Annotated in this window: 26 protein-coding genes; all 26 read left to right on the top strand. The window is 39.1% G+C overall.

Annotated features, from left to right (window positions below):
• The first annotated feature begins 118 nt into the window (after nucleotides 1-118).
• The gene (locus tag I592_RS22110; RefSeq protein ID WP_010782314.1) at nucleotides 119-925 is read left to right on the top strand and encodes a hypothetical protein; all 807 of its coding nucleotides are present in this window, start codon (nucleotides 119-121) and stop codon (nucleotides 923-925) included.
• Nucleotides 834-1,412, top strand: a complete 579-nt coding sequence (locus I592_RS22105; protein WP_244265230.1) for a C39 family peptidase — start codon at nucleotides 834-836, stop codon at nucleotides 1,410-1,412. The genes I592_RS22110 and I592_RS22105 overlap by 92 nt, the downstream gene beginning before the upstream one ends.
• 131 nt (nucleotides 1,413-1,543) lie before the next feature.
• Nucleotides 1,544-1,738 (top strand): type II toxin-antitoxin system HicA family toxin, encoded by a 195-nt coding sequence (locus tag I592_RS19840; protein WP_010782316.1) that lies wholly within the window; start codon nucleotides 1,544-1,546, stop codon nucleotides 1,736-1,738.
• Nucleotides 1,739-1,778: 40 nt separating this feature from the next.
• Nucleotides 1,779-2,195: a hypothetical protein gene (locus tag I592_RS19835; RefSeq protein ID WP_010782317.1), complete on the top strand. Its 417-nt coding sequence runs from the start codon at nucleotides 1,779-1,781 to the stop codon at nucleotides 2,193-2,195.
• A gap of 28 nt (nucleotides 2,196-2,223) precedes the next feature.
• Nucleotides 2,224-2,946 (top strand): hypothetical protein, encoded by a 723-nt coding sequence (locus I592_RS19830; RefSeq protein ID WP_016250207.1) that lies wholly within the window; start codon nucleotides 2,224-2,226, stop codon nucleotides 2,944-2,946.
• Between the two features lie 172 nt (nucleotides 2,947-3,118).
• Nucleotides 3,119-6,385, top strand: a complete 3,267-nt coding sequence (locus tag I592_RS19825; RefSeq protein ID WP_016250206.1) for a VaFE repeat-containing surface-anchored protein — start codon at nucleotides 3,119-3,121, stop codon at nucleotides 6,383-6,385.
• Nucleotides 6,386-6,453: 68 nt separating this feature from the next.
• Nucleotides 6,454-7,407: a class A sortase gene (locus I592_RS19820; protein ID WP_016250205.1), complete on the top strand. Its 954-nt coding sequence runs from the start codon at nucleotides 6,454-6,456 to the stop codon at nucleotides 7,405-7,407.
• 27 nt (nucleotides 7,408-7,434) lie between these two features.
• On the top strand, nucleotides 7,435-7,641 hold the full coding sequence (locus tag I592_RS19815; protein ID WP_010782344.1) for a helix-turn-helix domain-containing protein: 207 nt from the start codon (nucleotides 7,435-7,437) through the stop codon (nucleotides 7,639-7,641).
• A gap of 15 nt (nucleotides 7,642-7,656) precedes the next feature.
• Nucleotides 7,657-7,863 (top strand): helix-turn-helix domain-containing protein, encoded by a 207-nt coding sequence (locus tag I592_RS19810; RefSeq protein ID WP_010782343.1) that lies wholly within the window; start codon nucleotides 7,657-7,659, stop codon nucleotides 7,861-7,863.
• A 9-nt stretch (nucleotides 7,864-7,872) separates the two neighbouring features.
• Nucleotides 7,873-8,232 (top strand): ArsC/Spx/MgsR family protein, encoded by a 360-nt coding sequence (locus tag I592_RS19805; RefSeq protein ID WP_010782342.1) that lies wholly within the window; start codon nucleotides 7,873-7,875, stop codon nucleotides 8,230-8,232.
• On the top strand, nucleotides 8,225-8,365 hold the full coding sequence (locus I592_RS21810; protein ID WP_155857553.1) for a hypothetical protein: 141 nt from the start codon (nucleotides 8,225-8,227) through the stop codon (nucleotides 8,363-8,365). Before I592_RS19805 ends, I592_RS21810 begins: the two co-directional genes overlap by 8 nt.
• Nucleotides 8,366-8,378: 13 nt before the next feature.
• Nucleotides 8,379-9,788 carry a peptidoglycan DD-metalloendopeptidase family protein gene (locus I592_RS19800; RefSeq protein ID WP_010782340.1) on the top strand — a complete coding sequence of 470 codons (1,410 nt, stop codon included), beginning with the start codon at nucleotides 8,379-8,381 and terminating at the stop codon, nucleotides 9,786-9,788.
• A gap of 151 nt (nucleotides 9,789-9,939) precedes the next feature.
• Nucleotides 9,940-10,206: a hypothetical protein gene (locus I592_RS19795; RefSeq protein ID WP_010782339.1), complete on the top strand. Its 267-nt coding sequence runs from the start codon at nucleotides 9,940-9,942 to the stop codon at nucleotides 10,204-10,206.
• A 91-nt stretch (nucleotides 10,207-10,297) separates the two neighbouring features.
• Nucleotides 10,298-10,567, top strand: a complete 270-nt coding sequence (locus I592_RS19790; RefSeq protein ID WP_010782338.1) for a hypothetical protein — start codon at nucleotides 10,298-10,300, stop codon at nucleotides 10,565-10,567.
• A gap of 3 nt (nucleotides 10,568-10,570) precedes the next feature.
• Nucleotides 10,571-11,734, top strand: coding sequence for a hypothetical protein (locus I592_RS19785; RefSeq protein ID WP_010782337.1), 1,164 nt, complete (start codon nucleotides 10,571-10,573; stop codon nucleotides 11,732-11,734).
• 11 nt (nucleotides 11,735-11,745) lie between these two features.
• Nucleotides 11,746-13,320, top strand: a complete 1,575-nt coding sequence (locus tag I592_RS19780; RefSeq protein ID WP_010782336.1) for a hypothetical protein — start codon at nucleotides 11,746-11,748, stop codon at nucleotides 13,318-13,320.
• A 12-nt stretch (nucleotides 13,321-13,332) separates the two neighbouring features.
• A complete protein-coding gene (locus I592_RS19775; RefSeq protein ID WP_010782335.1) occupies nucleotides 13,333-14,487 on the top strand; it encodes a phage tail tip lysozyme in 1,155 nt (384 codons plus the stop codon).
• Nucleotides 14,488-14,501: 14 nt separating this feature from the next.
• On the top strand, nucleotides 14,502-15,128 hold the full coding sequence (locus I592_RS19770; RefSeq protein WP_010782334.1) for a hypothetical protein: 627 nt from the start codon (nucleotides 14,502-14,504) through the stop codon (nucleotides 15,126-15,128).
• A 12-nt stretch (nucleotides 15,129-15,140) separates the two neighbouring features.
• On the top strand, nucleotides 15,141-15,452 hold the full coding sequence (locus I592_RS19765; RefSeq protein WP_010782333.1) for a hypothetical protein: 312 nt from the start codon (nucleotides 15,141-15,143) through the stop codon (nucleotides 15,450-15,452).
• Nucleotides 15,453-15,508: 56 nt separating this feature from the next.
• Nucleotides 15,509-16,477, top strand: a complete 969-nt coding sequence (locus tag I592_RS19760) for a conjugal transfer protein (RefSeq protein ID WP_167540797.1) — start codon at nucleotides 15,509-15,511, stop codon at nucleotides 16,475-16,477.
• A 10-nt stretch (nucleotides 16,478-16,487) separates the two neighbouring features.
• Nucleotides 16,488-16,775, top strand: coding sequence for a hypothetical protein (locus I592_RS19755; RefSeq protein WP_010782331.1), 288 nt, complete (start codon nucleotides 16,488-16,490; stop codon nucleotides 16,773-16,775).
• Nucleotides 16,747-17,154, top strand: a complete 408-nt coding sequence (locus I592_RS19750; RefSeq protein ID WP_010782330.1) for a TcpE family conjugal transfer membrane protein — start codon at nucleotides 16,747-16,749, stop codon at nucleotides 17,152-17,154. The genes I592_RS19755 and I592_RS19750 overlap by 29 nt, the downstream gene beginning before the upstream one ends.
• Before the next feature lie 102 nt (nucleotides 17,155-17,256).
• On the top strand, nucleotides 17,257-19,749 hold the full coding sequence (locus I592_RS19745; RefSeq protein WP_010782329.1) for an ATP-binding protein: 2,493 nt from the start codon (nucleotides 17,257-17,259) through the stop codon (nucleotides 19,747-19,749).
• 15 nt (nucleotides 19,750-19,764) lie between these two features.
• Nucleotides 19,765-22,197, top strand: coding sequence for a hypothetical protein (locus tag I592_RS19740; RefSeq protein WP_010782328.1), 2,433 nt, complete (start codon nucleotides 19,765-19,767; stop codon nucleotides 22,195-22,197).
• Nucleotides 22,198-22,215: 18 nt separating this feature from the next.
• Nucleotides 22,216-24,426, top strand: coding sequence for a helicase HerA-like domain-containing protein (locus I592_RS19735; protein ID WP_010782327.1), 2,211 nt, complete (start codon nucleotides 22,216-22,218; stop codon nucleotides 24,424-24,426).
• The gene (locus I592_RS20850; RefSeq protein WP_049944396.1) at nucleotides 24,419-24,826 is read left to right on the top strand and encodes a DUF6568 family protein; all 408 of its coding nucleotides are present in this window, start codon (nucleotides 24,419-24,421) and stop codon (nucleotides 24,824-24,826) included. Before I592_RS19735 ends, I592_RS20850 begins: the two co-directional genes overlap by 8 nt.
• Nucleotides 24,827-25,256 lie beyond the last annotated feature (430 nt).

Raw genomic sequence — 25,256 nt, 5'->3', positions numbered from 1 at the left:
TAACGAAGAATTAATATAGATTTTCTTGAACGGTCGATTTTTGACCATAAACGTGAAAATAAGTTTGTTATTTTGATGTATAATTGATATGTATAAAATTTTATGAAGGAGAGCGCAAATGAAAAAGAAATTTTGGAAAGTATTAATCGTTGGTTTACTAACAGTTCCATTGGGTATAGGACCTGTCACGCAAGCAGAAAACTTAATTGAGCAATCGGCCCAAACAGTCCAATCAGAAACCAGTACGACTGAAACAAGCGAAGCTCGAGAAAATAGAACCGAAGAAAGTCAAACGCAATCGAGCCAGTCAGAAAACGATCAGCCGAAAGCTGCGCAACCTGAAACTCCTGATGTGACCAGTCTGAATCCTGCTGTAAAAGCGGTGCCTGAACAGGAAACGGTAGCTCCTGATCCTGAAACGAGTGAGATTGCCGAAGAAGATGCACGCAGTGCGTCGCTGCCTGTCGAAGCGTATGCAGCAGCGAGTCTAAAACCTGTTTACCGCGTGTACAATCCGAATTCAGGGGAACATTTGCACACCTTGAACGGTGGCGAGAAAGACAATCTAATGTCATTAGGATGGGTCTATGAAGGCATTAGTATGCAGATCGATGGCAGCGGCAGTAATTTATACCGTGCTTATAATCCGAACTCAGGCGAACATTTCTACACCAAAGATTCAAAGGAAATCGACAAGATCAAGCGTGCGGGTTGGCGTTATGAAGGCGTCGCTTGGAAAGTACCAAACGGCGGCCAAAAAGTTTATCGCGTGTTCAATCCAAATGCACGAGACGCTGGCAGCCATCATTATACGTTGTTAGAATCTGAAAAAAATGATTTGGTCAGACGTGGGTGGCGGTACGAAGGCGTTTCTTGGTCTGTCACTGGTGGTGCGGTTCCTGCTAACAACGAACATTATCAATAGTGTTCCATATATCAGCCAATACACACCTGTTAAAGCGCCTTGGGGATGTGCGTCTGCTTCGTTAGCAATGATCCTCGGATCAAAGAATATCCGACCAAACCTAAGAACGATGCAAGACCGCTTGCCAATGTATCCAAGTAATCCGAATGGTCAAAAAGGAAATGTGTACACTGGCGCTGGCTTCGGTTGGGTGATTAAACCCAATGCGTTAGCTGCATACGGTAAAACCTATGGCGGAAATACAATAGATATTTCAGGATCAAATACGGTTCAAATCATTAATCGTGTACTGAATGGTCAACCCGTTCTATATTATGGCTTTTCTTCTTACCAGAAGAATTCAGATAAAAACAGAAACCATGCAAAAGTGATCGCTGGGTACAATAACGGGAAATTCTTAGTCTATGATCCATTGTATTATTCAGCAAATGCAGGCGCAGGCAGTGGCGGTAAAAATATGTTATACGATCGAGGCGCAAGAGCTTGAGTTACGATGGGGCAATTCAATGCCGAACGAGACGGACGAGCAATCACGATTCAATAATATTTAAATATAAATAAAATATTGAAATATATATATAATGATGGTACACTAAGTAGTGTAAAGGGGGTTACTTAATGCCACTTACTGGCAAAGACCTTTTGCGATTGGCAAAAAAGAACGGTTGGGTTGTGATCCGTAGCAATGGCTCTCATCATCGATTGCAGCATACTGTAACCGGAAAGAAAGAAACCATTGCTGTTCATGCAAACCGAGACTTGCCAATAGGTACTGAACAGAAGCTTTTGAAACAGTTAGGTCTGAAAAAATGACCTCACTGTTTCAGAAGTGAGAGTTAGGAGGAACTACTTAGTGGAAAATCAAAATTTAATTTATGCTATGCGTGTCACTAAATTGGCCGACAATGATTTCTATGTGGATTATCCTTTTGATGAAATGAGTATCCACGGAAGTGCAGAATCATTAGAAGAAGCCATTCGTATTGCGAAAAGCTCGTTAGAATTTACCCTGTTTGATATGTATGAATCGAATGAGGCGTTTCCTGTTTTTGATGAAAGTAGAGTATCTGAACTTGAAAAAAGCAAAGAAGCCAATCAGCATATCACTTTGATTGGTACAAGTATGAGGGCAATTGTTGAAACATTCGGAGAAAAGAAAATCGTCAAGTCGATCACGATTCCTCAATACCAAGAATTTTGGTTGAAAAAGACGCGATTGAATTTGTCGCAGTTTGTTCAAGACAAGTTGAATGATGAAATTGAGAAGTAACTAAAATGGATGAATAGGAGCGTTAATAATGAAAAAATCAATGTTAGGTAAAATTGTTGTTGGTTTAGTAGTAACATTGGGCTTTACAGGCGTCGCTTTGGCAAATACAACAGACGTTGAAGCATCAACGCTGTATCGTGCGTATAATCCAAACACGGGAGAACACTTGTATACCCAAAATGGGAACGAAATTCCATTCGTGGTTCGCGCAGGGTGGCGCAACGAAGGCACGGCATGGGAAGCACCAAGTCAAGGCGCACCTGTTTATCGGATGTTCAACCCGAACAACGGAGGGGATCATCATTATACGTTGAACATGAATGAAGTAAATATGTTAAAAGGTAAAGGCTGGCGTTACGAAGGGGAGTCTTGGAAATCGGGCGGATCGACACCGGTTTATCGTTTGTATAATCCCAATGCAAAATCAGGCACGCATCATTTCACAACTCTTGTAAGTGAAAGAGATCATTTGAGAAAAGTCGGTTGGCGTTATGAGGGTGTCGCGTTCTATTCAGGAAAAGATCAAGCACCAACACCACCGAAACCAACTGAACCGACAAAGCCTAAAGAACCTACGATTGTTAGTGGTTCTGTAGGGAATTCTGGCAAAGTATTTAACACTTATAAGGAAGCTTATGATTTTGGATATGATGAAATCATAAATCGTGACCAGTATAACCGATTTGTAACAATTCATATAGTCTATTCAGATGGAAGTAAGAAGTATTCAGTTTCGTTTTATAATGACTAAAATAATATGCAGAAAAGGGAAAATCAATCAGATTTTCTCTTTTTTTTTAGGAGGTTTTTTAATGATTAAATATCGTAGTCGGTCACCGTAATGAATTCCTAAACAGATGATTTTGAAAAGACAAGCCAATTGCTTGTCTTTTTTTTTATTAAACAAAAAAGGAGAAGTGAGTATGAATAAACTTAAAAAAATTGCCGCTTCACTTATGCTAATTTTTACTTTAAGTGGACAACTAGCACCCAGTGTTCAAGTTTTTGCGGAAGAGGCAACCAAGACTGAACTTTCAAGCACTGTCACAGAGAATAAGGAAGAAAAAGAGTCAAAAGAAACAAAGTCTTCACAATCCAAAGAACCGACTGAAAGTACCACTGGTAGTGAAGAACAAGATGTTGACAAGCCAGAAATCGGCGAAAGTCAAAATTCGAATGACAGTCCAAAAGTTGAAAAAGAGACAGATGTTAACGAACAGTTAGCCAAAGTGTTAAAAGATTACGGCTACTATATGACGACGGATGGACAATTCTTGTCAGCTACTAATGAAAGTGTGCGTGAGAACTGGTCGGAATTTTTGGATAAAGTACAAGAATTGCAGTCACGATCAACACGTGCAAAACGAGCTTTATCAATCGTTCCTTATGCAGGGGTGAGTATCTTTGTCGATCAAAACTACTCCATTCCAACTGTTTCCTGGGATTATTCAAATGGTATTCATGAACAAGGCTTCTATGCTAAACGTGACGCATCAGGCGGCATGCTTTGGTGTGTAGCTCCCGGGAATCCGTTAAACTTTGGTGAAAATGGTGGCTATACTACCGAGCAATTAAATCAACAAAATTTAGTTATTGCCAGCTTAATTGCTTATTGGGGTTACGAGACGCAACCTTCTGTAGAGAATGCTTTCTATACAGAACATCATATCCAAAATATGGGGACAGGTGTCTCTACGAGCAATATTAAAGACTCGTCAGGGCGCGTGAGTCAAGCTGGTTTTGAAGCATGGATCAAAGAAACAAACAGAAAGATCAATTCGTATTTAACAAAGCCTAGTTTTGATAATAAATCAATTTCGCTTAAAAAAGGTGAAACATTACGACTTGATGATACGAATAGCTCTCTATGGGCATATAAAGTAGCTTCAAATGATACAAACATGAATGTTTCAATTGATGGAAATACTTTAGTTGTAAAAGCGACTGGAAATATCAAAGATGGATCAGTAAAAATGATTTATAATATTTCTCCAAGCTATGAAGGTGCAACAGTGGTTTATCGTCATCCATACTCGCAAGAGTTAATGAGTGCAGGAACGGGAGATCCGACAAGCGTAAAAATCAACATTAAGGCTATTAAAGAAGGAAAACTGCTTCTGAAAAAAGTGGATGATACAGGAAAAGCGATCGCTGGTGCGGAATTCAACCTCACCGCCAATGGCAAGACGACAAAAGCAACCATGAATGCCAGTGGTGAATTATCAACCCCTGATTACAACGTGGGAACAGTCGTACAATATGAAGAAACAAAAGCGCCTGCTGGTCACTACATTGACCCTGCTACATCTAAAGGATCAGTGACTCTTAAAGAGGGCACAAATACAATCAAAGTTACCAACCCTCGTTTTGCGAACCTAACGTTAGTTAAGACAGATGATAAAGGGAACAAAATCGAAGGGGCTAAATTCAACCTTATTTATGACGGAAAAACGCATGAAGCCGTTTCTGCTAAAGATGGAACACTAGCTGTTAAAGGCTTGAAAGCTGGAACGAAAGTAGATTGGGAAGAAATCGCTACAATCAAAGGACACTACATTGATCCTGAGAAATCTAAAGGCTCAATCGTTGTGAAGTCTGGTGAAAACACGATCAACGTGAACAATCCAACGTTGAACTTTGGCATGGATTCTCAAGCAAGCAACACTGCTGGTCAACAATTCATTAACCCATCAAAAGGTCAAAAATTGGTCGATCAAGTGATGGTCGAAGCACACCAAGCACCTGCAAATGCAAAATTACGTTTAACGACTGATTTTGTAGAATTTGGTACAGGGAAACAATTAGGCGAAAAATCGCTAAAACAAGTCACTGAATTTGAAGCGAAACAATCAAAATTCGTGAAAGCTATCAACCTAGATTTTGATGCAACAAACTTACACGGCAAAAAAGGTGTCTTCACGAACGTACTAGAATACTACAATCCTTCTACGAAGGAATGGGAAGAAGTCGCTCGTCATGATGATTTGAAAAATGAAGCAGAAGCGATTCAAATTGTGAAACCAGAAATCCACACAGAATTATTCTTCTACGATCAAAACAACAAAGAAACAAAATTGACTGATCCATTGAAGCAAGTGAAAGGCTATGACCGTGTCTTCTTTAAAAACTTGATTGCAGGTCAAACATACGTCTTTGATTTAGCTATGATGAACCGTGAAACAGGGAAAGAATTTACTGACCCAAGCGGAAAACCCGTGACAGGTACGCTTACTGTTGTGGCAGGAAAAGACGGAAAAGTAACTTCTAAGATCAATGCGAAAGAATACTATGAAAACCTAGCAAAAGAAGAAGCGGAAAAAGACAAAAATGCGGAAGCTGACAAAGATAAGGACAGTGAAGCAACGGACAAAGAGGCAACAACTGAAACACCAAAAGTAAAAGCAAGTGAACCTGTTAAAGAAGATACGGATACAGAAAACCCAGCAGACCCTACGGAAGATCCAACTGAATACACACCGTTGGTTGAAGTGGAACTCTTAACGGGTTATGTAGACGTTCCTTTTGTAACAAACTTGTCAGCAGCCAAAGGAAAAATCATGGTTGCCTACGAAAAATTGTCTCACAATGACACACCGATCGCTCACGAGAAGGATATCAAGAACGAGAAACAAACAGGAAAAGTTCGCAATCCTAAAATCGGTACTAAAGCATTGGTTAACGGCAAAACAGAAGTAACCACAGACGGAAAAGTAACACTGACGGATGAAGTGGCTTTCGAAGATTTAACACCCGGTGTTGAATACGAACAAAAAGTAATTTGGATCGATCAACGCACGAAAAAACCAGTTCTAATTGATGGGAAAGAACTCACATCTACTATCAAGTTCACACCAAAAGAATCAACAGGGACAGTTACTGTAACAATCGATGACGTTGCTGTTCAACAATTGTTTGGAAAAGACAGCAAATTTTCATTGGTTGCCTTTGAAGAAACCACATCTAAAGGCGAAAAGGTCGCTGAACACAAGGATATCAATGATAAAGGTCAAACAATTACGATCAACAAACCATTAACACCAGCTACACCAACTTCATATAAACCAGTTGGCACACTTCCTCAAACAAGCGGAGAACTTGGGAATCCATTTTTATGGGTTGCATTTGTTCTAGCAATTGCGGCGGTTGCCATTTTTGTATTTGTGAAGAAAAAACGTCAAGACCAACAATAATATTTTTTGTCTGAGCACTCAGAGAGTGCTCGGGCTCTATTATGTGTCTGATGTTTAAGGAGGGCATAGTGAGAAAAGCATTGAGAGCTCTACCTATTTTATGGCTTGTTTCGGGAATTGTCTTCGCGTGCGGCAGCTATTATGGCTACTATTTATTGCAGAATGCAGATCGCAATGCCGAGCAAATGACACACCGAATTGAACCAAAAAAAACAAGCCAAGAAAGAATCAAGCAACAAACAGAACATGCTAACTATGACGAAAGTCAAATCAAACCCGTGACACCTGAAGCTTTTGCACAAGCGCAGCTAAGTTTAAAAAAAATCACTAAGCAGTGGGGAATCGGCGCAATATATATCCCGAGTGCAGATATACGAACAAAGATATTAGCAGGTATGGACAACCAGAATTTAATGGTTGGAGTTGGAACGTATTCTCCAACCCAACAGTTGGGAAAAGATAATTATGTTGTCCTCGCACACAATATTGTTCAAGGTGGCGGCGCATTAGGAAAGTTACCAAAAACCGCGTTGAATCAGGTGTTTTATGCCACCGATTTTACAAATGTTTATGAATATGTGGCAAGGAAGAACGCTGTCGTCGATCAGTCTGCAGGGGAACTGCTAGAAGGGCCTGAAAATGGCGACGAAGCATTGATGACGCTCATTCGTTGTGAAGGTGGCATCAATACCCCGAATCGTGCCGTTGTACAAGGAACGTTCGTAAAGAGGTATCCAGCAGAGGACGCACGAACCGAAGTTAAACTCGGTTTAGGATTGATTGAAGAAAGAGGATCTGGAACGGCGCAAAGCTCTTCGGAGCCTAAGAAGAGAACGGAAGCATCCCAAGAGACGGTCGATCATCTGACAGCTAAAACGAGTGATAAAAAACCGATTTATTCCGTTTTACAAAAGTTTTGTATCAACTTGTTCGTCACGTTAAGTTCGTCACCGATCTTAATAGGTGGCGGCTATCTAGTGGTATTAGGCGCTTTTTTAAAAGCCTATCTAACATTGGACTAAAAATAAAAAAAGAGGAGAAGAGAAGGTATGATGTGGGATAAAATCGAAGCCGTCATGATGGAACAACGAGTGACGCAATATGATCTCGCGCAGCGCATGAATATTCAATCGTGCCGCATTACGAAGCTCAAAACAGGAGCGATCAAATGGCCGCGACTCAAATTTATGTGCCAAGTAGCGAATGCGTTGAACGTCCCAGTAGAGGTGTTTAAGCTGGACGACGTTGTCGAGTAAGAGAGGATTCAGAGAATGTGGAAGAAAATTGAAAAAATACTTGAAGATAAAGGCATATCAGAAGAACAACTAAGGAAATTGTTACCAGCAAGAGACGCTGCAACGCTTACTCGAGTTAAAAAAGGAAGTACGAAAAACCCGTCGTTCTCTTTCATTAGTAACTTAGCAAGAGTGTTGGATGTTTTGATCGACGATATTCTACCAGATGATTTTAAGAAATGAGGCGATTCATTGGAATTAAAAATTTATACTGAAAGCAATTCTTCCTCTCGAAAAGTTACAAAATGGTTAAATGATCACGACGTCGATTTCATAGAAACTCGATTACGAAGTAACGTACTCGATAAGAAAGAATTGAAGGTCTTACTATCATTTACAGACAATGGTTTAAGTAATCTCTTAAAACGAACGACAAAAATAAAATTTGACGATCTGACGTTGAATATGGCCTTAGAGTTGCTGATTGATGATCCTAGACCTTTAAAAAGTTCGATCCTATTTGATGGGAAAAAACTAAGAGTAGGATTTAACGAAGAGGAGATAAGGTGCTTTATTCCTCGTGAATTAAGAGCTTTATCAAGAATTGGATAGAGGTAAAAAAATGATTTTGTTTGTAGTAAGTATTGCACTCGCCTTTTCAATCGGGCTGATTGTTGGCGTAGTATTAATTGCTTTATTAAGTGCAGGAAAGTACGACGATATGCAAAATAATAGAATTGAATAGGAGGAACTTTTGAATGAAGAAATTTTCAACGATTGTCTCGGCTTTGTTGCTGTCATTGCAGACGTTTTTAATGACACCGTTACAGGTACTTGCTGATGATTCTCAAACACAAGAAAATACGGAACAAGTACAAAAAGCTTCAGAAGATAAAGAATTGAAAGAGCAGGTAGAATCCTCAGATACCAGTTCAACATCAAGCAGTGAATCTTCTACGGTCCCATCGACGGAAACTAGTACGGTACCAAGTAGTGAGATCTCGCCTTCAAGCAGCACGACGAAGCCGTCGGAATCGACGCAACCAAGCCAATCAGAACAGCCCAAAAAAGAAGAACCAAAAAAAGAAGAAGCGAAACAACCAGAGAAACCAACCGAAGTATCACCGACACGACCAATAAACACGCAGCAACCTCAACAAGCTCCACAAGAATCACCAACACCTCAAACACAAGTCGATCATAGCGCAACAGCGGACTTGTCACAAACTGTTCCATCGAGTACCGTCACACAAGATGGAGCAATCCATTTTGAAAAAGATGAATCCGTGGAAAGTTTTATTCGAAAGATTGGCGAGCCTGCTCGTAAAATCGGGAAAGAACATGATCTGTATGGGTCTGTCATGATCGCTCAAGCAATTTTAGAATCTGCTTCAGGTCAAAGTAGTTTAGCAAAAGCTCCAAATTACAACCTGTTCGGAATCAAAGGGACCCACAACGGTAAGACTGTATCGATGGCAACTGAAGAAGATTTCGGGAATGGAAATTTGTACGCAACACAAGCGGGATTTCGTGTCTATGAAAACTACGAAGATAGCTTGACGGATTATGCGAAGCTAATTAAAGAAGGTATTTCAGGCAATTCAAACTATTATTCAGGTGTTTGGAAGACGAACGCAAAGACCTATCAGGCAGCAACGAAGTTCCTTACAGGGCGCTATGCGACAGACACAAGCTATAATCAAAAACTAAATGGCTTAATCGAAACCTATGATCTTATAAAATATGATAAGGAAGTTCAAGGAGCTGCCGTTAGTACGGAAGGATACAAAGTGCCGCTTGATAATTACACCATTTCTAGCCCTTATGGTAATCGAGGATCAGAATTCCACCGTGGGTTAGACTTTGCGGCTGCACAAGGAGAACCAATCCATGCAAGCAAAGCAGGAACAGTCCTAAAAGCGGAGTACCATTATTCGTGGGGCAATTACGTGGTGATCCAACATGCAGACGGTATGACAACACTCTATGCTCATCAGCAACAATATACGGTCAAAGCAGGAGATAAAGTAGAACAAGGACAAACAATTGGTTATGTGGGAAGCACTGGAAACAGTACAGGCGACCATTTACACTTGGAAGTCTGCAAGGACAGCAGCTTGTCTCAAGGCCTGCTGCTTGATCCTCAAAGTGTCCTATTTAGTAATTAAGAAAATTTGAAACAATGGATTCACTTGATAAAAAATCGAGTGTTTTTTTTTACATTGAGAATTAAATTTAAATATAAACGCTTTTCATAAATAAGCCTGGTTCAAAAATTAGTACGATTAAGTTGAAAATTTTAGGAAAAGGGGAAAAGTAATGAGAGATATACTTCCATTTTATTTTATCCGAGAAAGAAGAGACGTCGTTTTTGTGGACCCAAAAGGGGAAATAGGCTTGTTTTGGGAGGAAAACATTAAAAGAGAAAACGATCGATCGCACGATCTCCAACTGCCAAGCAGCGGACTTGTGACTCAAGCAGGTAATACAAAAAGCCGTTACCCAATTCAAGATGAGGCGCACAATCTTTATAATCCTGAAACAGAAAAAATTCTAAATAAACTCAGAAGGATTGGACAGCAATAGAGTATGAATACCCCAACCATTGCGAAAAGAACAGTAAGTAATTGGACGTTTTGCTATTTCATGGACAGATAATAGAGAAAGAAGGAAAAGTATGTTAGTCATTTTCGGTATTGTGTTGTTAATTATAGGAGGGTTTGGCGGCTATCAGCTCGCCTCTATTCCCAAAGTAAAAGAAATGAAAAGAAATCGTGCGATACAAGAGCGGTTTGATGTACAGGCAAACGAGTTCACAGTTGTATTAGAAGACACAGTTGAACAAACGTATATCCTTGCAACAAAGGATCAAGAGTACCGAATTAAGTTCTCTGATAATTCGCCCATAAAAGTAGTCTTTTGTGAGGCATTAGAAACGGTGGGATAGATTATGCAGATACAATTCGCTGGGGTAGAAGGGATTGATTTACCTGAGAGTAAACGATTTGTGTTATCAGATGGTATGATGCTGTTGACGAGACAAAACAATGATCTACTTACCGATGGTGAACTTGGGTCTGTCTCTTACCAACTCTATTATGATGAAACGCAAGAACTACCAGTTTATGCAGATGAATTAGACTTACCCGTCGAAGACTTAAATCTGATTCGAATAATTGAAGAAGAGCTGACAGAAGATGGAGAGTCTCTATCACCGGATATTCAAATATTTTTATCCACTCTGAGTCAAGAACTAGAAGGAACAACTAAAAGGAAAAAAAAGAAACCATCAGAAAATCGAAAAAGGGACAAGAAAACAAAAAACTTCGAATCTCCACCGGTCATTGATGAACCAGTAGACGCTAAGGAAATAGAAGAAGTAACCATGGACGAACCGATAAGCGTAGTACCGGGTAAAAAAAAGGTTGCCAAAAATCCTAAAAATACCGTACAGAAGACACAAGAAAAGACACCTAAGAAGATAAAACCTTCTATTTTTAAAAATAGAAACGTTTTTCTTATCTTAGGTGTCTTTTTATTAATGTTAATTATTGGTGGACTTTGCTTCAACTATTTTTCATCTACTACGGCACAAGAAAAGCCAAAGTACAGTGAGTTGATGAAAAAGGGCTACTACTTAGAAGCGGGAAAAGAATACCCTGATAAGCAAGCAGCCATTGAACAAGTGTTGTATGACAAGATAGTAGATTCAAAAGATAAAAAAAATAAAGACGCATTGCTTCAATTTCAAAAAGTCTATCCGACCCCTTTTGGGAAATTTGACTTAGCAATCTTAGAAACAGATTATGCCAAAGCATTGAAAGAGTACGAACGAGAAAAAAGTGACTTTAAGGGGAGTCAAGATCGTCTTGTTTTAGTAGGCTACTGCTATTTAAAGACGGATCAATTATCTGAAGCAAAAAGAATCGTGGATGAAACAAAAAGCCCCGAACTTGAAAAATATGTTTATAAGTATGAACAAAAACAAGACGAAATCAGAAGTCTTGAAAAAAAACTAACCGAATTGAAGAAAAATCCAGTTGACAATAAAGAAGAGATTGAAAAGACAATGAATGCGTTGTTTGATGCAAAGGAAGAACTGCTCAATTTATAGGAGGAATATAGATGAACGGAAACAAAGATCAAAAGTTGAATCGATTCAAAAAAATAGGCATAAGTTTATTTGCAGTAGCGTTGATAGGCGGCGGTATTGGCTATGCCAGTTACGTGAACAACACACCTGAAACAAGTGATCAAAAGATCTCAGCAACTGGTGATTCAACAAAAAAAAGTTCTGTTATTGAAAAATCCAAAGGCAAAAATAAAGCAAATAAGGTGATTGATGACATCAAAAAAGAAGCTAAAGATAAGGTTTTGGACATACTTACACCAGGAACGATCACCAATGCGATTGGTGACTTACCAAACGCGAAAGTTCAAAAACTTGATCGTAGTGCGATAAAAAAAGAGATGGCAAAGATAGACGCTGAAATCGAACAAAGAAATCATAAAAAATCAGAAGTAAAAGATGTTCTTTTATCACAACCAAATAGAGAAAAAGGCAACCAACAACTTTCGCTTTCCGCAGATAATGTAAAAAAGCCGACAAAAGATACTTCACTGGATGATTCCACTAATAAAGGTTCGAAAGATGGTGAACAGTCAAATGTAATTCCTATACCAACTCCAACTCCTAATCCAAAGCCTGATCCAACACCCGATCCGGAGCCTAAGCCAGATGCTAATATTCCTGAGTTGATAGACAAGTCAAGAGCAGAGCTAACTACGGCAAAACAAAAAGCAGAGGGATTGACCGATCGACTAAAAGCTATTCAAGATGAATTAGCACAACTATCCTCAATTGAAGAAACGACAAGTGATAAAGTGGTTGAAGCTGACAACCAATGGGATACAGTTGAATCCTTAGTCAGTGAGTATCAAGAAATTGCAAATGAATTACATGGATTGTTGGAAACCGACGGAACAGTGACGGAAGCAAATCAAGAAATTTATCAAACGACGTATGCGAAATTGAGTAATAAAGTAAAAGAATTACAAGAAGCGCAAGAAAAAGCGAATGCTTCAACTAAGCAGATGAATGAAAATGTATCAAAAGTTCAAGCAACATTAAATACATTAGAAAAAACGAAAACTGAGTACCAAGATATAAAACAAGAAAAAACAGCGATTAACAATGAAACAAATACAGCTGTGAATACTGCTAAGAAACACAACGAAGTAGCCGAAGCTGTACAACCTGAAATGAATCAAGCAGTTGATGCTAACGAAAAATTAAACACGACGAATAATGTAGTAAACACACAGATAAATAGTGTAAATAAAGAAGAGAGTCAACAAGCCATTAATAACGCGAAAGATGCGGTGAACGTGGTTAATAACCAAGCTGCGACTCAAAATGAAGCAGCTAACGCCGCTGTTGAAGACTTTGCGAAGTATCCAGTACCTGGTGTTTCACAAAACAAACCCGAAGTACCAGTAACCCTCGAAGCACCAGTGAAAGTGTCTGTTGTGGATACTTCAACAACGCCTCTGCAGCAGCCGGTTCAAACAGATCAACTAGCGAATCAGCCTGTAGGAGAAAAGAAAACCGTAGAAAATGTACAAACAGGTACGGAAAATAATGAAACAGCAGCGTCAAATATAGGTGCGCAGTCCAGTACATCCACTCCTAAAGAGTAGAGGACTAAGCGAATGAAGAAAAAGTTAAAAATAGCAGTGGGGCTTTTTGCCCCACTGCTATTAATTTTTACAGTATTTATTGTGTTTATGAGTTCATCTATTAATCAAATTGATGATGAAAGTGATTGTAGTGCTACTCCAAGCGCACAGATAGCAAGCAGTAATGTAGATAGCAAGAGTAAAGAAGAAAATGCAAAAGCTATCTATGATCATGTAGGTTCACAAATACCAGAATCCACACCGCAAGGACTCGTTGGTATGATAGGAAACTTCGAACAAGAAAGTCAGTTGAACCCAGCAGCGGTCGAACGTCCAAATGATCCACTGTCTGGTCATGGAATCGCTCAGTGGACAGCGGGACGAACGACTAGTTTAAAAAACTTTGCCAGCAGCAAGGGCAAGGAGTGGTCAAATTTAGGTCTGCAATTAGAATATCTAATTTCTGAACTAAAAGGGGCAGAAAAAAACGGTGTAAGCGCACTAAAAGCGAGCAGTGTCGCTCAAGCAACAGAGGAATGGCAAACAAAGTTTGAACGTGCTGGAATCCCTGCTATGGGGAACCGCTTAACTTATGCCGATAAATGGTTTGCCAAACTAGGCACGAGTGATCCCGTCGCAAGTGCCGCTTTATCGTTGGGCGCTGACGCAAAACAAGAGAAATACAATAGTGACTGTACTAGTTCTACTTCAGATAGTGACAACGGAGACATCGTAAAAACTGCTAAACAATTTATCGGGTGGTTTAACTACTCACAGCCTATGCGAACACAATTCGGAACGATAGAAACGCCAAATAAAGAAGGATATACGGACTGTTCAAGTTTTGTTTGGTTTATTTTAACGAAGGCAGGGTACAAAACGCCCGCAAACGTCGGTTGGTATACAGGAAGTATGACACCTGATGCACGAGGAACACATCAATATTTGAAGGAAGTCTCAAAAAGTGACGCCAAAGCAGGCGATATCATTATTGTGAATCAAGGATCGGGAGCTGGAAATGATGGACATACTGCTGTCTTGATAGAAAATTGGCACGGAAACACGACAAAAATAATTGAGTCTGGTGGTATGCAAAACGGCAAAGTCGGCCAGGGACAAGTGGATCTTTCATTTGGGTACCTGTTGAACGGCGGAGACATCTGTATCGCTAGACCAATAAAAAAATAGGAAGGAGTCATCTCTTGAAAAAACATTTTATCATCGAAGCTATTTTGAGCCTTTTGTTAATAGGTTTGATTGCTTATATTGCAACGAATCGGCCGCAAGAGTCAGTGAAAGACGACAAGCAAGAGGTCAAAGCAGAAACGAAGCAGATGCAAAAAGAACTTAGTGCTTTAAAACTAAAAGTCAGTCGTTTATCTGAAGAAAAAGTGACAATAGAAAATCAATTGGCCGCTGAAAAAAATAATAATGCAGCAGGCAAAGGAGAAGCAAAAGCCTTTCAAACAACTGTTACAGAAGCATTCAATGCTTTGTACAATTTCACACCTGATTCAATGAAGGAGCGTAAAGACGCAAACCGTCCGTATCTATCAGACGAATTGTTCAAGCAATACTTTGATACGGGCTCTACTTATGGGGATTCCAACGGTGTCGAATCCGAATTAACTCATTTGAAGCTCTATACGGCTACCGTTCAAGGAGCAACTATGAAGGGGCTTGTTGCAGTCGAATCACAAAGTCGGATGGAAAATACTGAATGGACAAAAGGGCGAAATATTTACCAAGTAACCTATGATCCAACAACAAAAAAAATTACTGCCTTGCAAAACCTCGGAGGTAGCTATGCAGGAGATATTTATGAATAAAGGGGAATGGACATGAACGAATCAAGCTATCAATCAGAGAAGAAAGAAGAAACAGAAGTAGCAGAAGTAACGTATGCCACAACGTTTAAGAATCATAAACCTTATGTACAAGGTGCCATATTTGCTTTATGGCGCATTCATCATAAGAAGTTTCAAGCGGGTTCCCAACTCTTTTATGAGGAAATTAGGCAACATGTATCTTTGTCTAAGACCGCTTATAAGGAAGCGTTAGCCTTTTTAGAAGGTGCGGGAATGGTAGTCAATGAAGTGGTCATTACAGATAAGGTTCCCCAAGCCTTAGTTGAACGATACGGCATTTTATAGTGTCAGAGAAGAAATCAAAATTCAATCCACAAGCCATGTCTTCTCAGCCAATATCTATGGGGAAGAAAGAAACAGGGATAAAGGGAAAAAAAGGTTTTTCTCTTTCGAAAAAAGAAATGAAAGAAGTCAATACCAGAGCTATACGATTTGCTCCTCGAACGGCTCAAAATGTTTATTCTATTCTTTTTATGTGTCTGTTTGTGGCTATGAGTGTCGCGATCCTCCTGGTCTTTGCACGTGTTGATACGCTGGCTCGTATCGCTGACAGCAAGGCAATCAACAAAGAGGAACTCGTATCAGAGATTCAGACAAGCTTGTCGGATAATAGTCAATTGCAATTTGAAGGGAGTCAACTGGTAGAGAAGCTTTTTACTTATGAAAAAGACAAGGACGACGACCAGGCATGGAATAATCAATTGGCACCCTATCTAGCATCGGGTCTTAGCGTAGATCAGTTAGGTTTTTCCACGACCAAACAAGATCGTAAAACAAAAGAAGTTCAATTCATTAAGTTACAAACTGTCAATGAAAAAAGAAAACAGTATCGATTGTACTACAATGTCGCCTTTACAGAAGGGGAACATTGGAAGAAGGTAGAATTAATTTTGCCGATAAGTTATGCAAAAAAAGACTTGAAAATCATTGATCGACCACAATTTGTCAACGTGGATAAAAGTAATTCTGACAATCATGTGGCGTATTCAGATCGGACCTTTTTACCGAAAGGCGAAGAAGTCAATGGCGCTAAACAAACAGAAATCGAAGAATTTACTAAACGATTTTTTGAATTATATGTCGTAAATGATGAAAAACTCGGTTTAATTTCAAAAGTGCAAGGATTAGATCAAGCAAAATTAAAGTCTGTAGAACCATCAATAATCATCAAAGAAGCCAATGGAAATTACTTTGTCAAAGGGACGTACAATTTTTATTACGAAGAGGAAAGTATATTTACCTCAGGCTTTACTTTAGAAATACGACCAACAAAAGATAGTTACTTTGTTGAGAAAATGAATGAGAAATGAGGAATAAACTATGTTTGATTTATCTGGAATTTTCGATAATTGGTCAACACAAGCCATCATTTTATTGTCTATCGTGGCTTTAGGATTAATTATCGCAGGAGTAGTGACACAAGGATTTGCGCGCACAATTGTGACTGTAATTGGGGTGTTTATATTGATTGCGTTAATTCTAATTTTGAAAAATGCCGAAGATGTTGGACGCTGGATCAAGGACAAAGTCTTTAAACTTGGGATGGTCAATCCTGAAGAAGTGAAAGGGCTGATTTTGAATGGAATACAATTATTCACGCGAATTTAAGCAACCGAATAAAATCTATTCCTTCCCAAATGGCACACCGATTCCTTTTGTGACGAATGGATTACGTCTTGAACACATTATAGTTTTTGGTGTATTCATCGTTTTAATTGGTGTAATTGGAGTGATTAGTTTGGTAACAGATATCAATTTTATTCAATCGATGTTTAAAAATGGGTGGATGTTGATTCTTGCAGCTACTGGTGTGGCAGTATGGACGCTCTTCTCATTGAAATGGGATAATAAAAGTTTTATTAACTACGTCTTGGACCGTGGAAAGTATTATAAAAGTAAAAATAAAAGGTACGAGCATGAGCTGCTCGTACCTTTTTATAAAGAATGCGTTAGTTATGAAAAGAAATCATTTCAAAAAAAGAGGTAACGAGAAATAGTTTTTTATGTTGGACCTTCCATATGTAATGTATGGAGGGTTTCAATTGTGCAATGCACAAAACTTAAAAATACCAGAAAGGAGGGAGAGCCATTGTTTGCTTTAAAAAAGGAATCTCGATTAGATTTTCCTGTTGAAGCTATAACAGAGAACTTTATTTTTACCACTTCAGATGATGTCTGGGTGGGTTATAAGTTAGAACACAAAGAGTTTCCAATCAATAATTTAGAGTTTTTCAAACACTATATAGAAGATGGAGAAGGATTACTCGAAAACGATCAATACGAATATCACATTGCAGATATTCCAGATTATTTTGATTTAGGGGAACACGTTGACCGAACGATTCACGCGCTGGTGAAAGGAGAATTTGCAGATTTAGGCGAAATCTATTTCAAACAAGCAGAAGAAATCATTCAAGATGAAGTCCAAATGAATCATTCAACGACGTATTTATTTGTGAAACTAACTACGGTAGGACAAGTCTTTAATCCATTGGAGTATGTGGAACTAATAAAGGACGAAGGGAAGAAATGGCTTCAAAAAGTGACGGGACAACGCATTCCAAGACAAGTGTTATTAGGTACTTATCGACGAATGGAACGGCAGCTTTATGAAGACTTATTGAATTATAAAATGATCGAACGTGTCTCTCCAAAAGAGATTGGCCGATTATATTACTACATGTTCCACCGAGCAAATCAAAAAATGCCTACACGACAACTAACAACTGAAGAAATCACCGAAGGGATCGTAACCAATGAAAACGGGTATTTAAGTGTTGAACAGTTAGACAAGACGCATTATTCCTGTTTTTTCAGTATTGTGGACTTACCAACCAGCATGTTTGGCAGTGCTTTTATTCAGAATTTACGCGATAGCCTTTCTTTTCCCGTTGAATCGCATCAACGTCTGCGATTCGATCATGAACAAAGCGACCTTCGAAAAATCAATAAAATGCGCCGTAGAATTTACCAACAAGATCAAGAGCAACTCAATGTAGACGGTGTATTAGACGATGACGAAGTAATTTTATTCGGGGAAGAACGCCTGAAAGAACTTGCTAATAATCTAAAAAGTAAAGACAAACGATTATGCAAAGCTATGATCACATTGGTGGTTTCTGCTAATTCAAAAGAGCAACTGGAAGAACGAGTCAAAGATGTAGAATTCGTTCTTGACGGAACAGACTATAAAATCTATCGCTCCATTGTGGATCAACTGACGCTATTCAACCATTGCTTAATCGGTAGTAAAAGTACATTCAGAAGCTTTGAACAAATCGTAACAACGGGTTACCTGGCTGATTTAGGGGTGGATTTAGAAAAAGAAGTTGGCAACTTGTATGGATTCCCGTTAGGGAGAATCATTACGGCCAAAAAATACAAGTCGGTCAAGCAAGCCTTGCAGCTATCCAGTAAACTTGTATGGTTTTTCCCGAATTTAACGAAGAAAAATGTGGAAGGTGCGACACATAAAAACGGAAATACTTTAATTATCGGACCTCCGGGACAAGGAAAATCCGTTTTAGTAAAATATATTTTCTTGTGGCTCACTTTCTTAGGTCAAAAGATTCTCTATGTTGATCCAAAAAACGAGACAGAGCTTTTCTTTCAAAAAGCATTGAAACAGTTTGGGTACATACCTGAATTTAAAGAATTAATTGGACGTATTAATTTTATTTCTTTATCAGATAAAGAAAGTTGTCGCGGTATGTTAGACCCCTTGCTATTTTTACCTCGTGAAGAAGCCATACAGACGGCTAGAAATGTGTTAAATGCCTTTGGAGAAGTGGATTCAGATTCAACGACAGCCAGTAGCAAAAAAACGACGATACTTGATGCCGTTGAAACGGTTATGCGTAGTGGTGGGAAGCGCCATCTAACAAAAGTAATTGATGAAATTAGAAAGACCGACCCACAACTGGCGAAACTCATTTCAGGATACAACGTCGGATTGGGAAAGATTTTGATAGGTAATGATTACAGCAATGCGATCAAATTCGAAAATCAAATTAATGTATTAGGCACACAAGGACTAAAATTGCCTTCTCAAAAAGACATCGAATCTGGACGAATGAACAGTGAACAAATTGCGGGAATGTCTATCATGGAAGTCATCATGAAGTTAACAAACATCTTTTCTACCAATAAAGAAGAAGATGCGGCCATTATCTTTGATGAAGCTAAAGGATTTGAAGATACCGCACAAGGAAGCTACTTGATTGAAGATAGCCAACGTAAGGGACGGGCGAATAATACGGATATTTACGTAGTGACACAGGCGTTTATGGATTATGACAGAGAAGACAAGAAAGAATTGATCTCTTACAAATTTGCTTTTCGACCTAATCAAAAGAAAGCACAAGAAAAAGTATTAGAGTTTTTCGGAATGGAACCCAACAGCGCCAACAAACAAATGATTGATAACTTACGTTCAGGAACTTGCCTCTTTCAAGACCATAAAGGACGGAATCAACCTATTGCAATCGATGTACTGTTTGATAGCTGGCTAATGGCGATCAGCTCAACTGATGACCAAGACGAGAGTACACAATTGGCGCTTGAAATGGAAAAGAACAAATAGAATAGGGGTGATTTTTTGAAACGAAAGTCCGTAATAGCAAGTCTATTGCTATTATTTTTTTGTGTCTTTTTAGGAACGCTATCTGTCCATGCAGATGTAGACGGGCAAATCAATCGGATTGATAATAGTTCGACGACAGATGATGACATGAAATCAGACACGAAAACAAAAGATACGGTAAAAGAGAGCAGCCCAACTACTGACCCAGCCACCTTGTATGATCGCTATAAGAATAACTCCTTTGAACTGATGACTAAAGAACAAAAAGGGTTAAACCCCTTCAAGAAAACAGCAGGGAAAATCACCGGGGTGTTAAAGAACTTCTTTTGGAGTTGGACAAAAATACAGGGACAGTTAAATACCGCAATGGTGAAAATCATGTTTGATATGGATATTATTACCCCTATCAAAGCTCAAATGATTCGTTTTACGTCTATGCTCGCTAAAAATATGTTGAGTATCGCTGGAACGATTGGTATTGGGTTTATTTCAATGGTAATGGCGATTAAATTTTTTGGAGAACAACGGTTTAAACGCGCTATCGGCGTTTTTTGCATGACGATTCTCATTTTTACCGGACTAGTGGTTTTAAAAGACGGTCAATCAAGTAATTCTATGGTGAATACGTTATTTTCAATAGATAAAGCCGTAGAAACACAGATTGTAAATGTGAATCCCGTGTTGAAAGATCGACCGAATACGGCGAGTGACAACGTAAACACAAATCTTAAAAGCGCAGGGGATACGCTTGCGTCAAAAATATTTTATACCAATGTTTATGAACCCTATCTATTACTAAACTATGGAAAAACGAACCCGGATAAAATAAGTGCCAAGAAAGCACAGTATAGCGGGAAAGACTATGACCGTATCAATATTTTACTGGATAATGATGCGGGAACAGAATTAGGGGATAAGATACAAGACAAAGTAACTGATTATGAGGCAGATAAATTGAAAAATAGAACGGTCAGTTATACGCATAACTTAGACAACGCGTTCTTTGCCCTCTTTTATGCGCTTGTAAACACGATACAAACCATTGTCTTATTTGCACTTTGTTTCATCCGAATTATATTTGCCGTTATGCAGCTATTCTTACTCCCCATTTTACCGATACTTCTTATTGTTGGTCTTTTTATGACAACGATGAATCCTTTTAAGAATTTTGGTAAAGCTTTTGGTATGACAATATTCATGAAGGCCATGGCGGGATTTGCATGTATTTTAGTGACTTCTTTCTTATCCATAGGTTTCCAACTGGCAGGTGACGTAGATAACATATGGGCAAAATTACTAACTATATTAGTTTACTTACTAGCCCCATTGGGAATCTACTATTTTAGAACTTTCTTAGGGAGTATGTTTACTGGTCAAATGACGTTACAAAATGCGGTGGGATTTGCGACACGTCCTTTTAGTACACAAAAAATGATGCGTGAGAATGCGAAAGATCGCAAACGACAAAATAAACAAACAGCGAAAGATGAAAAAGAAAAACGAAAGAAACAAAAAGAAGCAGAACGTAAAAAAGCTTTAGATGCAGGCAATCGAGATATTCGATTGAAGCAACCAAAAGAAATGAAAGAACGAAAAGAAAGTGCTATTCGTCGAGACTTGAAACCAAAACCTGCACATACTGCACCGAATAAACGAGAACAATTACAAAAGAATCTTGAGTCTTTACATCATCAAAGTAAAAACAATGAAGCGAAAGAAGCAACGGAAATCGCAAACAGACGAGAGCGGAAAACGTTGGATCGCGACGCACAAAAAACAGGTGAAGCAATGGCTAAAGCCAATAAACAGATGAAAGAGAAACAGCAAACAACTGCACCAAATGCCCCTCATAGTGAGGTGAAAAACAGTAACAACCATTCAGGACGATCAACGAAACGGACACAACCAGCTACTCGATCAACAGCGAACGACGTATCGAACACAGCAAAGAGAAGAGCGGCTTTATCTGGTCGAGGAAATTCGTCGGGCACACCAATAAAGAGCAAACAATCACCAGATAATGGTCAACATCAAGTGACACCGAGCGTAAATACCGTATTAAAATCAAGTAAAAATCATGCTAGACGCTCCACCACTCGAGGTCAACAAGCAGCAGGTGCATCCGTGAAAAGACGTGCAGTTAATGGACAAAAGCAACCGATTGAATCGGTGAACAGAGCAACCATGACGAGTAAAACACCACGTAATGTGTCATCAAATGGTGGAGCAATTAAGCGTCGTTCGCCACACGTTCAGCAGAAAATGCGCACAGTGCAGGAGGTAACGCAACGGCAAGTAACGACTAAAGCGAATAATCAAAAAAACGCGTCAAATGGATCAAAAGAGACCATTTCGCCTCAAAAAAATGTTACTCGAACACTGAAAAGACAAGCACCGATCAAAGGAACACCCGTAACAAAAAAAGCTAAAATTAGGCGGAAGCGGTAAAGGAAAGGATGCGAAACTATGCAAAATGAGCCACTGTTTGGTGGCTTTTTCCAAAAGAAAGAGTCTCCCAATAATCAGCAAGCCAAGCAAGAGGAAAGTCGGTATAAGCAACTATTGACCTTAGCAATTATGATCGGAGTTTTTCTCTATCCGTTCTTTTTTGTAGGTGTGATCCCTTTACTTATCGCACGCTATATAGACAAAAAAGACCGCGCCGATCACGTACAAGATATAGACTATCAATCCTTTTTGAAACGATACAATGGGGTGTTTATCGGACTATCTTCTGTGTTTATCCTCATCAATATTGCATTATTTATCCTCGTGATCCCACGAGGATATTTTTCTTGTTACCTCCTATTTCCTTTGAATTGGTTTACGAATGCTCTTACGTTCTCATGGCAAACTATCCTTGCATTGTTTGTTGGAGGGCTAGGAATGGGGAGTATTCAGATCGCTTATGCGGGATTCTTAGCGAAGAGAAAAGTCGTCTCAAAAGAAGCCGAGCAACAAAAGATTTTGAACTCTAAAGCCTATAAGAAACGAAAAGAAAACAAGTTCAAAGAGTCCCAAAATTTTACAAATGACTATGAAAAAAAGTATGAATTGGTCACGCAAATGACAGATATAGCGCTGAAAAACGAACAATTAGAAGTACTCGCAAAAGTCTTTTTACTAGGGACAGATGAATACGGTTATCCTTACGAGATGGACTTTGAAGAGTTCAATCAGCATGCGTTGATACCTGCAACAACGGGTTCAGGGAAGACCACGTTGATTCAAGTCATCATTGAACACGCCGCCAAATTTAATATCCCCGTCATCTTAATTGACGGCAAAGGCGCAAAGGACACGCTCAACACAATGAAAGAAATTGCGGACAAATACAACCAAACGTTTCATGCGTTTACTGATACCGCAGACATGCGTTACAACCCTGTAAAGAAGGGCAATGATATTTCCGTACGTGATAAATTGGTGTCTCTTGCGGAGACAGAAAGCAGTTATTACACGATGGCTTCCAAAGCATTGTTGCAAGTAACGGTTCAATTATTAGATGAATTTTCAGGTGAACACGGTATCGAACGAAGCTTACCTTTTATGCAGACGTATCTCCTTCCGCGAAATGTTTTAGACTTGTTTGCTGGACGATTACTGGTAGACAATCCACGATTATTTGAAATAGAGGTAGAAGTAAGTGCAGGAAAAAGTAAAGCAAAAGCGAAAGAAACGGATTTAGAAGAGGGCGTAAAAGACTTAGGAAAGAAGATCAAAAAGGACGAAGAAAATGCAAAAAAAGAAACCAAAATTGTTCTTTTAGACCCGAAAACGATGGCACTAGAGGATTATTATTTCTTGTTAAGAAGGCACATGGAAGACATGTCAGAAAACGAACAAAAGTTGTTTATGCGTCTATTTGTTCGCTACGAACACAAAGATAATCCGTTCTATTTGTATTCAGTGTCAGAGGCGTTACAGACCAACATCAACATGCTTTTAGACAGTGAACTTGGTAAGTTATTTGACACCAAAGGACAAAGTGAAAAGCTCGATGTGCACGACATGATGACCAATCATGAGCTGACGTATGTGTCATTAAATGGCTTGATTTACAGTGAATTTATTACAATGTTGGCGCAATTTTTAGTTGGTGACATCAACTATTATTTATCTGAATTGTATGAAAAAGATCAACACAAGCCATTCTTGGCGATCTTCGATGAACCAGCTTCTTACTTAAACAAAAACTTTATCGACATGGTAAACAAAGGTCGGGGTGCAGGATTGTATGCCATCTTCTCACCACAAACGATGGCAGATATTGATGCACTTGGTGAAAAATTGAAAGAGCGATTAGTCGGAAACGTCAACACTTTCTTTGTAGGAAAGACCAACGAAAAAGACGAAGTTAGCTACTGGGCGGAAACATTCGGGACCTATTCTGACATTGATGTTACTGAAATGACAGAACAAGAGGCGGGCTATTCGGACGCAGGAAAAACCGATTGGACAGGCGGCAGAGGAACAAAACGCAATGTGGATCGCTTCAAATTTAATCCTAATCGCATTCGTGATTTACGCAAAGGGGAGTTCGTGGTCTATCGAACAGCAGCAGAAGTACACGAATATCCACGTACCGTTTACATTCGCAAACCACTCCCGTCTGACGAAAAAGAAGTAACAAAACCGCCAAAAACAGAGGGACTAAAGGGTGCAGTCAATGACTAGAAAAAAGAGAATCGTCGTTACAGTGTCTGTGTTGTGTCTGCTCTTTGGCGTCTGGTTTACTACTCATTCTATGACGAACAATCGTGGCAGTTACTATCCACATTCGTCAATGAAAGAGGTCGAACAACTCACTCAAAATCACCAAACATTCATCGTTTATTTAGCTAGAAATGATTGTCCGTCGTGTCAACAAACAGACAAAAGGCTTGTTAAAGGTGATGGAAAGCTAAAAGAAAATGTATATCGCATCGAGCTAAATACTGAAAAAGAGCAAGTAAAACTGCAACGCTTTTTAAAGCAACATGAGGTCAAAACTGTGCCAAGTTTCATCCAATTTGACAAGAAAATGAAAATAAAACACCTAAATTCTGACTACGTTTTAGGGGTAAGTAAGGGATAAGTAGGGGGTAAGTAAGGGGCAAGTAAGGGGTAAGTAGCATTTCTTGTAAGGCATGCTCGGCGCTTGGTGCACAAGGCGTTCGGCGTTTTTAAAATTCCTGACCATTTTCAGTCAACGTGGATAAATCCCACTTATGACTGAAAATGGTCAGGAATTTTAAATCTTTGAACTATGCACCAAGCGCCGAGCAAAAACCAAAATAGATAAAAAATAAGAAAAAAGGATAAATATATAAAAGAAAAAACTGGGTAATGATTAAGAGATTAAGAGATCAACCCCTACCCCAATCTTGGGGTCTCTAAACTAACTCTTTCCGTTCTCTTTCAATCTCATTTGAAAGAGAAAACTTACAACTCACCCTTGCGCCTGCGCCCTCTCACCAAATCTTGAGAGGACTGTCGCTAAAGAGCAACAACCCCCTAAATCCCCC

This window comes from Enterococcus gilvus ATCC BAA-350 (genome assembly GCF_000407545.1).
Lineage (GTDB): Bacteria > Bacillota > Bacilli > Lactobacillales > Enterococcaceae > Enterococcus_A > Enterococcus_A gilvus.
This window is presented reverse-complemented; position numbering and strand designations above follow the sequence as displayed.